Origin of the sequence: Halorussus salilacus (assembly GCF_024138125.1) — an archaeon.
Lineage (GTDB): Archaea > Halobacteriota > Halobacteria > Halobacteriales > Haladaptataceae > Halorussus > Halorussus salilacus.
Genome location: NZ_CP099994.1, coordinates 213,304 through 226,240, shown reverse-complemented (window position 1 = coordinate 226,240; position 12,937 = coordinate 213,304). Strand labels below are relative to the sequence as shown.

The 12,937-nt window shown below is 66.1% G+C and carries 12 protein-coding genes; 9 read left to right on the top strand and 3 right to left on the bottom strand.

Annotated features, from left to right (window positions below; all coding sequences use genetic code 11):
- Window positions 1-19: 19 nt before the first annotated feature.
- Entirely contained in the window at window positions 20-241 is a 222-nt protein-coding gene (locus NGM10_RS16720; protein ID WP_253484080.1) for a hypothetical protein, read from the bottom strand.
- 207 nt (window positions 242-448) lie between these two features.
- Between NGM10_RS16720 and NGM10_RS16715 the strand changes: the two genes are divergently transcribed.
- Together NGM10_RS16715 and NGM10_RS16710 are read left to right on the top strand one after the other, a co-directional pair.
- Window positions 449-1,474, top strand: a complete 1,026-nt coding sequence (locus tag NGM10_RS16715; RefSeq protein ID WP_253484078.1) for a lipid II:glycine glycyltransferase FemX — start codon at window positions 449-451, stop codon at window positions 1,472-1,474.
- Window positions 1,475-1,568: 94 nt separating this feature from the next.
- Complete coding sequence (locus NGM10_RS16710; protein ID WP_253484076.1) at window positions 1,569-2,474, top strand: alkaline phosphatase family protein; 906 nt, start codon at window positions 1,569-1,571, stop codon at window positions 2,472-2,474.
- Between the two features lie 105 nt (window positions 2,475-2,579).
- On the opposite strand, the gene NGM10_RS16705 is transcribed toward NGM10_RS16710, so the two are convergent.
- Window positions 2,580-3,551, bottom strand: coding sequence for a DUF7282 domain-containing protein (locus tag NGM10_RS16705; protein WP_253484075.1), 972 nt, complete (start codon window positions 3,549-3,551; stop codon window positions 2,580-2,582).
- A gap of 136 nt (window positions 3,552-3,687) precedes the next feature.
- Here NGM10_RS16705 and NGM10_RS16700 point away from each other — a divergent pair, with 136 nt between their 5' ends.
- The 3 genes from NGM10_RS16700 (at window position 3,688) to NGM10_RS16690 (ending at window position 6,116) form a co-directional block, all read left to right on the top strand.
- Entirely contained in the window at window positions 3,688-4,863 is a 1,176-nt protein-coding gene (locus tag NGM10_RS16700) for an outer membrane protein assembly factor BamB family protein (RefSeq protein ID WP_253484073.1), read from the top strand.
- A gap of 106 nt (window positions 4,864-4,969) precedes the next feature.
- A complete protein-coding gene (locus NGM10_RS16695) occupies window positions 4,970-5,359 on the top strand; it encodes a DUF4112 domain-containing protein (protein ID WP_253484071.1) in 390 nt (129 codons plus the stop codon).
- Between the two features lie 70 nt (window positions 5,360-5,429).
- On the top strand, window positions 5,430-6,116 hold the full coding sequence (locus NGM10_RS16690; protein WP_253484069.1) for a hypothetical protein: 687 nt from the start codon (window positions 5,430-5,432) through the stop codon (window positions 6,114-6,116).
- Here the strand turns inward: NGM10_RS16690 and NGM10_RS16685 are convergent.
- The gene (locus tag NGM10_RS16685; RefSeq protein WP_253484067.1) at window positions 6,113-7,804 is read right to left on the bottom strand and encodes an alpha-amylase family protein; all 1,692 of its coding nucleotides are present in this window, start codon (window positions 7,802-7,804) and stop codon (window positions 6,113-6,115) included. The two genes, NGM10_RS16690 and NGM10_RS16685, sit on opposite strands and share 4 nt — an antisense overlap.
- A 512-nt stretch (window positions 7,805-8,316) precedes the next feature.
- Here NGM10_RS16685 and NGM10_RS16680 point away from each other — a divergent pair.
- The 4 genes from NGM10_RS16680 to NGM10_RS16665 all read left to right on the top strand — a co-directional run bounded on the left by NGM10_RS16680 (window position 8,317) and on the right by NGM10_RS16665 (window position 12,567).
- Window positions 8,317-9,126 carry an ABC transporter ATP-binding protein gene (locus NGM10_RS16680; protein WP_253484064.1) on the top strand — a complete coding sequence of 270 codons (810 nt, stop codon included), beginning with the start codon at window positions 8,317-8,319 and terminating at the stop codon, window positions 9,124-9,126.
- Window positions 9,119-10,360: an ABC transporter permease gene (locus NGM10_RS16675; RefSeq protein WP_253484061.1), complete on the top strand. Its 1,242-nt coding sequence runs from the start codon at window positions 9,119-9,121 to the stop codon at window positions 10,358-10,360. The genes NGM10_RS16680 and NGM10_RS16675 overlap by 8 nt, the downstream gene beginning before the upstream one ends.
- The gene (locus tag NGM10_RS16670) at window positions 10,357-11,571 is read left to right on the top strand and encodes an ABC transporter permease (protein ID WP_253484058.1); all 1,215 of its coding nucleotides are present in this window, start codon (window positions 10,357-10,359) and stop codon (window positions 11,569-11,571) included. Before NGM10_RS16675 ends, NGM10_RS16670 begins: the two co-directional genes overlap by 4 nt.
- A 195-nt stretch (window positions 11,572-11,766) precedes the next feature.
- On the top strand, window positions 11,767-12,567 hold the full coding sequence (locus NGM10_RS16665) for a sugar nucleotidyltransferase (RefSeq protein ID WP_253484055.1): 801 nt from the start codon (window positions 11,767-11,769) through the stop codon (window positions 12,565-12,567).
- Window positions 12,568-12,937 lie beyond the last annotated feature (370 nt).

The following is a 12,937-nucleotide window of genomic DNA, read 5'->3' as shown; positions in this document are numbered from 1 at the left end:
TCGCTCCAGCGTCGGTGAACTACGCGTCGGAGGGAGTCGGCGTTCCCGAGAGCCGAAAGTACGCGAGCGTCACTGCGACGAGACCGAGCCCGACGAACCACGCGAGCCTGAAGGACGCGCGCGTCGGGCCGTCGACGCTCCAGAGGAGGACGAGGCTGTGGAAGACGACGAATCCGGCCATGCCGAGCCACAGAATCGCCAGTACGGCGTTGTTGACGGTGACCGAACTCCGGACATCCATTTGCAATCACCCCCGTCGAGCGAGGCTACGGGTCGTTCGAGTTCGTGCGATTGAACGACGAAAGCGCGTATAGTTCTTCGGGGACGTGCCACCGACCGGAGAGGGGCCCCACGAGGTCGGTCGAGAGCGGGACACTGACTTCAATGTGGTGAGAAGGTTTTTCTTGAGTTCTCTCGTTACTCGGAGGTACTCGGGGGAGAAGTACAAGTGTCCTTAAGCGTCATCGGCGTCGATACTATCGAATCGGTAAACGAGAACCAGTGGAACCAAGTCGTCGAGCAGTCCGATCTCGGATACGTCTATCACCGGTACGGGTGGTTGCGGGCGGTCGAACTCGGAACGGCGTACGAGCCGCGACATCTCCTCGTCACGAAGAAGAACAACCCCATCGCGATCTTTCCGAACTTCATCATGGACAGCGACCGGACGCCGTACAGACACCTCAAATCGTCGAAACCCGGTCCGGGCGGCCCCATCGCGATGACCGACGAGGAAGAGGCGATCCAGTTACTCCTCGACGTCGCCCCCGAAATCGGTGACAAGATGGTCATCTCCAGCCAGATTCAGACCTCCGGTACCGACTACAGCCGATACCACAGCCTCTTCGAAGAGAACGGATACGAACAGCGGCTCGTCTACGGCGACTTCACGCTCGACATCTCGCGCGATTGGGAGGACATCCTCGGGGACATGCACAGTTCGAGGCGACGAGCCATCAGACGCGGTCACGACAACGAGTTCGAGATCGTGGACAAAGAGATTACGAGGGAGACGATGGCCGAGTTCTTCGACGACTTCTCGGCGGTGATGGACCGAGTCGAGGGGTACAAGCGACCCCGGCGGTACTTCCTCGAACTCGCGGAGTTCTCCGAGCGACTGAAGCTGTTCGGGGTCAGGATAGACGGGGACGAGCGCGGGACGATACTGTTCACGCTCGACGACGAGCAGTCGACGGTCCACTACGAGTGTTCGGGAGTGACGCAGGAGAACTTCGAGTACAACGCCTCCGAACTGATACACGAACACGCCATCCGGTGGGCGCAAGAACGGGGCTACGACACGTACAACTTCGGGGGGACAGTGCTGGACTTCAGGGATGGAGTGTTCCGCTTCAAGGAGAAGTTCGGCGCGCGACCGGTTCCCGCACTCGCGTGGGAACGCGGGTGTTCGACGGTACAGTGGCCTGCCTACAAATTCGCCCGGTCGCTCTATCGGCGGTTCTTCGGGTCGTAAGCTACCGGCGACCATTCAGGGACTCGGACACGCTGGGAGTCATCCGGTCTGAAACGCCAGTATACTTATTGGATACCCTACGGTCAGAGGTGTTATGTCTCTCTCGGATGCGGTGAGCGTCCTGCGCGAGGACCCGAATGCCGCCGCTCGGAAACCGCTTCGAATGTGGTACCTTCGCGGTGGGAGGACGTTCAATCGGGACGGAATCGACATCTTCGCCAGGGATTGGGACAACCTGATCGTGTTGGACGCGTGCAGGTTCGACGCGTTCCGCTACGTCTGCGAGTTCGACGGAACCCTCAGCGAGGTCGAATCCCGCGGCTCGACCAGCGCGGAGTTCGTTCGCGGGAACTTCACGGACCGGACCGCCTACGACACGGTGTACGTCTCGGCCAACGGGTACTACGACGCGCTCCGTGACGAGATCGACGCCGAAGTGCATCGCTCGGTGGCGCTCTACCGGGACGAGTACCGGGACGCCGCCGACGGGCTCACGACCCATCCCGAGACCGTCACGAGACACGCGCTCGAAGCACACGACGAGTATCCGAACAAACGGATGCTCGTCCACTATCTCCAACCGCATCAGCCGTACCTCGGGCGGTTCGCGCGCGAGAACATCGGTCACGGCCACGGGCTCAACATCGTCACCACTCGAAATCGGAACCCGCATCTGACCGATGCGGACATCAGACGGGCGTACAGGGAGAACCTCGAACTCGTGCTCGAAGAGGTCGAAACCCTCCTCGACGCGTTTCGGGGCAAGACGGTAGTCACCGCGGATCACGGTGAACTCCTCGGCGAGCGGCTGCCCGTAATCCCTGTCAAGGATTACGACCACTGGTACGGGATTCACGTCCCGCAGCTCGTGAACGTCCCCTGGTTCGAAGTCGAGTCGGAACGACGCAAGGAGATCGTCGCCGAAGCGCCGTCCGAGCGGAACGAACGCGACTTCGAGGAGATAGAGGACCACCTCGTCGACCTCGGCTATCGGGTGTGAACTCGGACGCCCGGAACGGGAGCCCTCGGGTCCGAGGTCGCGTTCGTTCGACGACCTCCGGCCGGACGCCGTCTACTGCAGAGCGGAGTCGGGCCAGCCGACCTCTCAGTCGGACGTCTCAGAGTCTTCAACGGTGAGCCGCTCGACCTGTCCGAAGTCGCGGGTGAGCACCTCCACGAAGCTATCGCCGGGTTCGACCTCGAGCGTTCCCGCGTCCACGCTGAACTCGACGCGCTGGCTCTCGCCCGGTTCGACCTCGACCTCCTGTCGCTCGATTACGGTCCCGTCGACGCGCAGTTCGACTGATTCGTTGATGGTCTCGTCACCCGGGTTCGACACCGTCGCGCTCACGGCGAGTTCGTCGTCGGTCGACAGCGTGCTGGGCGCGTCGAACTCGGAGACGAGCAACGAGTCGACCTCGTCAGTGGGTTCCTCGGTGGTCACCTCTCCGGGCGCGGTCGTCGTCTCTTCCGGGGTCTCTGTCTCCTCCGGCGTCTCTGTCTCTTCCGGCGTCTCCGTCTCCTCAGGGGTGTCCGTCTCCTCAGGAGTCTCGGTCTCCTCGTCGCCCGGTTCCTCCTCGACGTTCACGAAGGCGGCGTCCACGACGATCTGGTTCTCTATCGTGTACGCACCATCTTCCTCTCCTTGCGATTCGACGAAGTCGAACTCCTCGTCGTCGTTCGTGTCCTGATACGCGACGGCGAGCAGGGTCTGTGACTCGTTCACCGGCCGGTCGAGTTCGACGGTCACGTTCTCGTGGGTCCCGGCTTCGAGGTACTCGGAGGACCCGAGAACGCTGTCGAGGACCGACCCGTTCAGGAGTTCGCGGTCGTGTATCGCGACGAATCCGCCGTCTTCGAGCGTCACCTCGTCGACGGTGACGACGGTGCCGTTCGAGGTCTGGTCCTCGAACGTGACCGTCGTCTCGTTCGCGGTCTGGTCGTCCTGCAACGACTCGGACGCGTTCGATTCGACCCCGGTGCGGTCGCCTTCGGTCGCTCCGAGCGTCGTAGTCATTCCCCCGATTACGAGCGAAATCGCCAGTAGGATGGCGAGGGTCGCGATCTTCCGACTCATGTGTATTTCTCCCCCGGACTCACATCCACGACGAACCGGATAAGTTCGTGGGCCGGAGGGTGCGGGACGGCGAAAGCGCTCCGAATCGGTGTGAACGACGAGAAGGCATAAGTACGGATTGACGGAATGTAACGGTATGGGGGGACGCACGACGCGGCGGCGGTTCCTGAAGCAGTCGCTGGTCGTCGGGGGACTGGCGAGTGGTTCGACGGCGGAGCTCGCGAGTACGGTGCGTGCGACCCGGGACGGCGGAGGCCGGGCAACGACCGGAACCGAACCCGATGGGACCGAGTGGCCCGCCCGGACCGGCGGACCGATACACGCCAGTCCCGCGGTCGCCGACGGCACCGCCTTCGTCGGGAGCGGCGACGGCAAGCTGTACGCGTTCGACGCCGAGACCGGCGAGCCGTGTCGAGGGAAGTGGCCCGCGAAGACGGGCGATTCGATTACGGGCGGGCCCGCGGTCGTCGACGGTACCGTCTACGTCGGGAGTTGCGACGGTAAGATATACGCGTGGGACGCCGAGACGGGCGCGCTCCGGAGCGGGTGGCCCGTCCACGCGGGCGGCGACGTGACGGGGAGCGTCGCGGTCGCGGGCGGCACCGTCTACGCCGGGAGCGCGGGCCGCGTGTTCATGTGGGACGCCGAGACCGGCGAGTTCACGGGCGGCGAGCACGCGCCCCCCATTCACGACCCGCTACCGGACACGCCGACGGTGGCCGACGGGAGCGTCTACATCGGGAGCGAGGACCACAAGGTGTACCGATGGGACGCCGAAACGGGCGAGCCTCGTGGCGAGGGGTGGCCGGTCGAGACCGGCGGCAAAGTCCATTGTACGCCCGTGGTCGCCGACGGCATCCTCTACGTCGGCAGCGACGACGAGCGGGTGTACGCGTGGGACGCCGAGACGGGCGAACCTCGGGGCGAGGAGTGGCCGGTCGAGACCGGCGGGATAGTCCACAGCAGCCCCGCAATCGCAGGCGGGACCGTCTACGTCGGCAGCGGCGACGGGAAGGTCTACGCCCTCCACGCCGAGACCGGGGAGCGCTGTGACGGAGACTGGCCCGTCGAGACGGGGACCCCGGTTCACGGCGACCCAGCGGTCGTCGACGGCACCGTCTACGTCGGGAACTACGACGGGAAGGTCTACGCCCTCCACGCCGAGACCGGCGAACTCCGGGACGGCGACTGGCCCGTCTGGGTGGGGAAGCTCACCGAGAGCAGTCCGGTGGTCGTCGACGGCACCGTCTACTTGGGGAACCACGACGGGGAAGTCCACGCGCTCGACGCCGAGACGGGCGAGGCCCGGTAGTCGCGACAGTCTCCGGAATGGGAGGAGAGAATCGCGGCGTCCTCCCGAGGGTCGACGAGCGAAACTACCAGCGAACTTTTGCCCGCCCACGACGACCGTACTCGATATGGGAACCGACTCCGAGCGCGAAGGCCAGTCGATAGACGTCGCGGTCGAGGACGAACCGCCGGGGATGGAGCGGGTCCGCACCATCAGCACGCTCCTCGACGAAGCGTTCGAGATTCCGGTCATCAACTACAAGATCGGGCTCGACCCCATCATGGGCATCCTCCCGGTGGGCGGCGACACGGTCTCGGCCGCCATCTCGCTGTACACCGTCGGCGAGGCCGCCCGGATGGGCGCGTCCCGGGAGACCCTGCTCAAGATGCTGGTCAACATCGGCGTCGACACGGTCATCGGGTCGATACCCGCCATCGGGACCGTCTTCGACGCGGTGTTCAAGGCCAACGAGCGGAACGTGGCGCTGCTCGAAGAGGAGTTCGGGATATCGTCGTGAGAGCCTCGGTACGAGAGCGGGAGATTTAATTCCCCATCTTTAGGTAGTATCGTTAAGAGGAATACCGGAGATGGGATTCGAAAATTTTGACCACGATAGATATTGCGCCGAGAGACTACAACTCGCATTTCGAAAGTTCATCTGGGAATTCTCGGACGAGGATTCTGAATCCGCGGGAGCGACATGTAGAAAGCTTCTGAACGACGAAACGTATCGGTTCAAAGGTGGAAGCGTCGGACAAATGCCCGAAGAGTTCACACAACGAACTATCGTTGCAGAGGTGCTGAACGCTCTCGGGTACACGATCACACACCATCCTGCTGAATTGGTCAAAGATGAGCGCACTCAGCCCGACATAAAATTAGAGAATGTCGGTGAGAAGTGCGTTGGTATCGTGGAATGCAAAGCGCTGAACAGAGAGCGTAACGGTCGAGAGGCCATCGAGAACCTCAAAGATCCGTACCTCGAACGAAATTCGTTTGCAAAATACAAGAAATATCCAAATATGAAGTATCTCGTCGGTATAGCGACGGACGGCTTTGACTGGAAACTCCGCGTAAAAGACATCGAGGCGGGGGAATTGGTGCCCGAATTCGGTGGAACGTACTCACTTGTGGACGATTCGAACGGACTTCACTACTGTTATCATTCAGAGCTAAAAAATGGGACCAACCTTCATTGGCCCGACATACGAAGGGAATTAGCGGAGAACTTCGTTTCTACATTTTCGAGGCGTAATTTGCGAGAGAGATTCTAACTCTCATTGACCCGAACCCAGCGGTAGCCGTACCGGTCCAGTTCGAACCGCCACTCGCCCTCGCCGACCGCCTCGAACTCGCCGCCCTCGTTCGGACCGAACAGTCCCACCGGGTCGCCGTCGAGCCTCAGCGTCGCGTCGGTCGCCGCGTCTCCGAGGTTGTGGACCGCGACGACCGCGCTCCCGTCGCCGACCATTCCGTGGGCGAAGACCGCAGGGTCGGCGGTCTCGAACACCGACAGGTCGCCGTTGCCGATTTCGGGGCACTCCTTTCGGGCGCGGATCAGCCGCGAGAACCACGCGAGAAGCGAGTCGGGGTCGCCGCGCTGGTCGGCGACGTTGACCGACTCGTAGCCGTACTCCCCGCCCGATATCACGGGCCGGACGAGGTCCTCGGGGTCGGCGGTCGAGAAGCCGCCGTTCTCCTCGTCGCTCCACTGCATCGGCGTCCGGACCGCGTTCCGACCGGGGAGCGAGAGGTCCTCGCCCATGCCGATTTCGTCGCCGTAGACGATGAGGGGCGCGCCGGGGAGCGAGAACAGGAGCGAGTAGGCGAGTTCGATGCGGTCGCGGTCGGCGTCGGGCGCGTCCGAGGCGCCTCCGGTCGCGTCGCGACCGGAGGCGCTGGCGAGCATCGGCGCGAGTCGCCGCCGGATGCCCCGGCCGTAGATGCGCATCGCCTCGTCGGGAGCGAACGCGTCGAAGACGGCCCGCCGGAGGTCGGCGGGGAGCCGCCCGACGTTGAGTTCGTCGTAGTTCCGGAGGAAGTTGGCCCACTGGCCCTCCTCGGGAATCTCGGGCAGGAGGTCCAGCACCTCCCGAAGGGGGTCGGCGCGCTCGGTCGCGAGCGCGCCGACGAGGTAGGCGTCGAGCAGGAAGTTGAACAGGAGGTTCATCTCGTCGCCCTCGCCGAAGTAGCTCGCGAGCTTCTCGGGGTCGTCGTCGGCCTCCGCGAGCAGGACGGCGTCGTCGCCCCGGCGCTCGACGAACCGGCGCATGTCCCGGAGCACGCCGTGGGGGTCGTCGAGTTCCGTCGATTCGAGCCCGCCCTTGTTGTCTATCAGCAGGGTCGCGGCGTCGACCCGGAACCCCGAGACCCCGAGCTGGAGCCAGAACCCCATTATCTTGCGTATCTCCTCGCGCACGTCGGGGTTCGCGGTGTTGAGGTCGGGCTGGAAGTGGTAGAATCGGTGGTAGTAGAACGCCTCTGCGACCTCGTCGTAGCTCCAGACCGCGTCCTCCTCGCCGGGGAACACCGGACCCCGGTGGGGGTCGGGCCACTCCGGCGGGTCGTCGACCCAGACGTAGTAGTCGCGGTACTTCGAGTCGGGGTCCTCGCGGGCGCGCCGGAACCACGGGTGCTGGTCGGAGGTGTGGTTGACCACCAGATCGACGACGACCCGGATGCCCCGGCGGTCGGCTTCCCGGACGAACTCCACGAAGTCGCCGAGCGTGCCGTGGCGGTCGTCGACGCCGTAGTAGTCGGCCACGTCGTAGCCGTTGTCGCGGTTGGGCGACGGGTAGAAGGGCAGAAGCCAGACGCAGTCGATGCCGAGCCCCGAGAGGTAATCGAGCCTCTCGATTAGCCCCCGAAAGTCGCCGATTCCGTCGCCGTCGCCGTCGGCGAACGCCTCCACGTCGACGGCGTAGAACGTCGCGTTCTGGTACCAGCGGTCCGTGGTCCCCATCCGGAATACACCTTCTCCCGGGGAGTATCGACCGCGAGCCGGAAAATTCCTCGGGCGGACCGCCGACGCCCCTCAGGCCGACCGACGACGCGACAGGTCCACCCGCGGCCGCGCGGGAGCGCGGCCGCGTGGCCGAAGCCGGTGGACCATCCACCGGGGCTACGGCCGGTGAATCATCCACCGGGGCTACGGCCGGTGAATCGGTCCACCGCGGGTGGGACTGAAAGGGGCCACCCGGTCGCGTTTACTTTAGTTGCCTCTGCGGGCCACTATTTTCGCGCCGACGCGGGGCGGTGCGGTGAGGCGCGAAAATATCCCGCAGAGCGACCGCGAGCGGGCGGGGGCTTTCGAAGCGGTCACAGTACAATTCCCCGTGGTCCGTAGCGAGCGCGGGCTTTCCACAGGAACACCGCACACGAAAAGGCGATTTGATTTAAACCACTTCCCTACCGAACGGTCTCAAACGCTAAGTGGGTCGGCGTGGTCCAACCGTATATTCTGGTGGGGGACTGATGGACGCGAGTACGGCAACAGCGACGGGGGATTCGGACGCCGAGGAGAAATCCGACGCGCAAGAGAAATCCGACGCGCAGGAGAGACTCGGGACGCGGGAGGCGGTCGTCGAGTGCCGGAACGTCACCCGGACGTACGAGCGCGGGGGCGGCGGGTCGTGGTTCCCGTGGCGCAGCGACGACCGCGACCGGCCGACCGTGACCGCGCTCTCGGACGCGTCGGTGACGGTCGAGCGCGGGGAGTTCGTCGGCCTCTCGGGACCCAGCGGGAGCGGCAAGTCCACGCTCATCCACCTGCTGGCGGGGCTCGACACGCCCACGAGCGGGACCGTCACGCTCGCCGGGGAGGACGTTGCAGACCTCTCCCAGCGGGAGCTGACCCGCCTGCGACTCGAACGGGTCGGCATCGTCTTCCAGCGGTTCCACCTCCTGCCGTCGCTGTCAGCGCGGGCGAACGTCGCGCTGCCGCTGGTCGAGCGCGGGGTGCCGAAGGCCGAGCGCCGCGAGGAGGCCGAGGACCTGCTCGCTCGGGTGGGTCTGGGCGACCGGACCGACCACCGGCCCGGCGAGCTCTCGGGCGGCGAGCAACAGCGGGTCGCGGTCGCCCGCGCACTCGCGGGCGACCCGCTCGTCGTCTTCGCCGACGAGCCCACCGGCGAACTCGACACCGAGACGGGCGAGACCATCCTCGAACTCCTCGCCGACCTCGCGTCCGACCGCGCGGTCGTGCTCGCGTCCCACGACGAGCGCGCGCTCGACCGGACCGGCCGGGTGATTCGACTCGTGGACGGGAAGATTCAGCATGGGTAAGGCCCTCGTCCGCTGGACCGGACTGGTCGGCGTGGCGCTACGCCGGACCGCGACCAAGGCGACCCGGACCGCGCCGCGCCAGACCGCCGTGAGCGTCGCTGGCGTCGCAATCGCGGTCGCGCTCATGCTGGTCGTGACCGCCACAGGTCTCGGACTCGTGGAGGGCACCACGGTCAGGGGCGACGCGGTGGACTACTGGGTCGTTCCCGAATCGACCGGCACCTCCACGATGGTGGTCTCGGCCGACGCGCCGAAGCTCGGCGACGTTCACGGCAAGAGCACCGAGTTGACCGACGACGGTCGCATCGAGTACGCCACGCCGGTCCTCGTGGAGGTGGTCGAGGTCCGCGCTGAGGGGTCGGCCGAGTACGTCCTCGCGGTCGGGGTGATACCCGCGCCCGAACTCGACGACATCGCCGGGCTGTCGCCAGGGGCGCTCGCGCCCGGCGACCCCCACTACGCCGACGGCGACTACGACGGCGAGTGGACCGGCGAGGCGGTCCTCTCGCGAGGCGCGGCCGACAGACTCGGCGTCGAGTCGGGCGCGTCCATGTCGGTGTCAGGTGCGGTCTCGGCGGGCGAGACCCGCGACCTCCGCGCGGTCGACGTTCGGGAGGCCGCGGTCGAATCGGGGCTGTCGGGGCTACCCGTGATGGTCGTCCACCTCAGCGAGCTACAGACCATCACGGGCGCTCAGTCGGGCGATCAGGCCGACCAGATTCTGGTGGAGTCGAGCACTGGCGGCCTCGAAGCCGAACTCGGCGACCGCTACGAGGGCGCGACCGCGGTGACGCGCTCGGGGTTCGCGGCCCAGCAGACCACCGACGCCGAACTCCCGCTGGCGATGGGGCTGGCCGCGCTACTCATCGCCATCGTGGTCGGCGCGCTGTTCGTCGCCACCACGCAGGGCCTGCAGGTCGAGGCCGACAGCGAGCAACTGGCGGCGCTGAGCGCGCTCGGGTTCTCGCGGCGCGCCCGCGCCGTCGTCCTCGTGGTGCAGGCGCTCGCGCTCACCCTCGTCGGCGGCGCGCTCGGAATCGTCCTCGCGTACGCCGCGACCGCCCTCACCAACTACGCCGCGACCCGCGCCATCGCGCCGGTTCCCATCGCCGACTTCCACCCCCTGCTGGTGGTCTACGGGCTCGGCGTCTCGGCGCTCATCGGCGTGCTGGTCGCGCCCTACCTGCTCGCGATGGAGGGCCGAATCGACGACGTGACCGAGGTGATTCGATGAGCAGGCTCCGGGTCGCCGCGGCGGTCGCAGCCGCACAGCTCCGCCACGACCGCGCGAGGACCCTGCTCGCGGTGGTGGGAATCGCGGTCGCGGTCCTCTCGACCACCCTGCTCGCGAGCCTCGGCGTCGGGGTGTTCGAGACCGGCCAAGAGCGGTTCGACGCCTCGGGGCGGGACCTCTGGGTGACCGGCGGGTCGCTCTCGGAGGGGCCCGGCGGCTACGGCACGTCCATCCTCGACGCCCACGAGGTGTCCAGTGACATCGAGTCCCGCGAGGAGGTCGAGGCCGCGGTCCCGATGTCGTTCCGGGGAGTGTACGTCGGCAACGCCACGGGCGAGATGCAGACGTTGGTCGGGGTCGGCGTCCCGTTCGGCGGTCCGTTCGTGCAGTTGCAGGAGGGGCCGGGCATGGTCTCTGGCGACCCCCACTACGCCAACGGGAGCTACGACGGCGAGATGACCTACGAGGCGATAATCGACTCCCGGACCGCGGAGCTGCTCGACGTGGGCGTCGGCGACGAGATACAGGTCGGCGGGTCTGTCGAGACCGCCCGCCAGCACGAGTTCGAGGTCGTCGGCATCTCACCGACGTTCTCCAGCTTTCTGGGCGCGCCGACCGTCACGCTCCATCTCAGCGAACTGCAGGAGGTGACGGGGTCGGCCGGGACCGACACCGCGACGTTCGTCACCGTCTCGCTCGACGACGACGCCAACCGGAGCGCGGTGGCGGCCGACCTCGAAGAGCGGTACCCCGACTACACGATTCGGACGAACGACGAGCAGATGCGGTCGGTGCTCCAACACAACGCGGTCGTCATCGCGGTCGGGGGCGCGCTGGTCGTCCTCTCGGTGGTCGCGGGGTTCGCGCTGACGCTCAACGTCCTCTCCATCGTGGTGTTCCAGCAACGCGCGGAACTCGCGGCGCTGACCGCGCTCGGGGTCTCCTCGCGCACGCTGGTCGCGATGGTGGCCGGGCAGGGCGTCCTGCTCGGCGCGGCGGGCGGTCTGCTCGGTATCGCCGTGACCCCGCCGTTCGTGATTGCGCTGAACTACACAGCCGAGACCATCGTCGGGTTCGAGGGACTCGTCCGGACCCCCGAGTCGGTGCTGGCGCTCGGAATCGGCATCGCGCTGGTCATCGGGACGCTCGCGGCCGCAATCGCGGGATGGCGGACCCTCCGGACGGTGGACATGGGTCAGGTGATGCGGTGACTCGGTCGGCGTCCCCGGACGCGAACGGCGAAGTAGTCCCTTCGGGGACCGAGAAACCGGGTGGGAGTTCCCCAGCGTGGACGCTGGTGACGGCAAGGACGGCCGACTCCGTCGCTATCTTCCGGTCGGCCGGTCCGATTCCGTCGGCCGGGACGTATATCCGAGTCCGGATTGTCGTAGCGCCGGGAACTGGACATGAAAGCAGTAGTACTCGCCGCGGGAGAGGGAACCCGGCTTCGACCGCTGACCGAGGACAAACCGAAGGGGATGGTCGAAGTGGACGGAAAGCCCATCCTGAGCCACTGTTTCGAGCAGTTGGCCGAGTTGGGTGCCGACGAGTTCGTCGTCGTGGTCGGGTACCGCAAGCAGGACATCATCGACCACTACGGCGACGCGTTCGACGGACTCCCCGCGAGCGACGCTCGCGGGGAGTCCGAGTCGTCGGAGTCCGGCGAGATTCCGATGACCTACGCCCACCAGCGCGAGCAGAAGGGACTGGCTCACGCTCTCCTGACGGTCGAGGAGCACATCGACGAAGAGTTCATGCTGATGCTGGGCGACAACGTCTTCGACGCCAATCTGGGCGACGTGGTGAATCGCCAGCAGGAGGACCGCGCCGACGCCGCCTTCCTCGTCGAGGAAGTCCCCTACGAGGAGGCCGGGCGGTACGGCGTCTGCAATACCAACAAGTACGGCGAGATTACGGACGTGGTCGAGAAGCCCGAGAACCCGCCCTCGAACCTCGTGATGACCGGCTTCTACACCTTCACCCCCGCCATCTTCCACGCGTGTCACCTCGTCCAGCCCTCGAACCGCGGCGAGTACGAGATCAGCGAGGCCATCGACCTCCTCATCCAGAGCGGCCGCACCATCGACGCGATTCGGATGGACGGCTGGCGCGTCGACGTCGGCTACCCCGAGGACCGCGAGCGGGCCGAACGCCTGCTTCGGGGCGAGGAGGCCGAACCCGAAGTAGCCGAGGCGTCGTCGAACTGAGTAGCCCCGTCGGGGTCTTCCCGCGCTCTCGACCGGCCACGCGCGAGTCCGACGCTACCGCCGAACGATGTCTGCGGGTGAGAACTGCCGTCCACACTGCCGACACCGATATCGGCCGAGACCGAACTTACGGACCGGTCGGTTTCGGCCGCAGTCGGGACAGTCGATGTCCACGAGTACCGTCATCAGTTGACATACGATAGCGCGCGACTTGAGCGTGTCGCGACGTCGAGGGGTCGGGACGCGGTCCGGACGACCACACCGGCGTTTCCGGTGTTTCGGGCTCCGAACAACAAAAGAACTACCACACGCGCGACGGTAGACGACGTATGCGCGGGTTCTCGACTCGTCGGAACCGACCGGAGGGCGA

What these genes read in the sequence shown, in the direction of transcription:
- NGM10_RS16720 (WP_253484080.1), bottom strand. Translation starts at nt 241, where the DNA reads ATGGATGTCCGGAGTTCGGTCACCGTCAACAACGCCGTACTGGCGATT.
- NGM10_RS16710 (WP_253484076.1), top strand. Translation starts at nt 1,569, where the DNA reads ATGTCTCTCTCGGATGCGGTGAGCGTCCTGCGCGAGGACCCGAATGCC.
- NGM10_RS16705 (WP_253484075.1), bottom strand. Translation starts at nt 3,551, where the DNA reads ATGAGTCGGAAGATCGCGACCCTCGCCATCCTACTGGCGATTTCGCTC.
- NGM10_RS16700 (WP_253484073.1), top strand. Translation starts at nt 3,688, where the DNA reads ATGGGGGGACGCACGACGCGGCGGCGGTTCCTGAAGCAGTCGCTGGTC.
- NGM10_RS16695 (WP_253484071.1), top strand. Translation starts at nt 4,970, where the DNA reads ATGGGAACCGACTCCGAGCGCGAAGGCCAGTCGATAGACGTCGCGGTC.
- NGM10_RS16690 (WP_253484069.1), top strand. Translation starts at nt 5,430, where the DNA reads ATGGGATTCGAAAATTTTGACCACGATAGATATTGCGCCGAGAGACTA.
- NGM10_RS16685 (WP_253484067.1), bottom strand. Translation starts at nt 7,804, where the DNA reads ATGGGGACCACGGACCGCTGGTACCAGAACGCGACGTTCTACGCCGTC.
- NGM10_RS16680 (WP_253484064.1), top strand. Translation starts at nt 8,317, where the DNA reads ATGGACGCGAGTACGGCAACAGCGACGGGGGATTCGGACGCCGAGGAG.
- NGM10_RS16675 (WP_253484061.1), top strand. Translation starts at nt 9,119, where the DNA reads ATGGGTAAGGCCCTCGTCCGCTGGACCGGACTGGTCGGCGTGGCGCTA.
- NGM10_RS16670 (WP_253484058.1), top strand. Translation starts at nt 10,357, where the DNA reads ATGAGCAGGCTCCGGGTCGCCGCGGCGGTCGCAGCCGCACAGCTCCGC.
- NGM10_RS16665 (WP_253484055.1), top strand. Translation starts at nt 11,767, where the DNA reads ATGAAAGCAGTAGTACTCGCCGCGGGAGAGGGAACCCGGCTTCGACCG.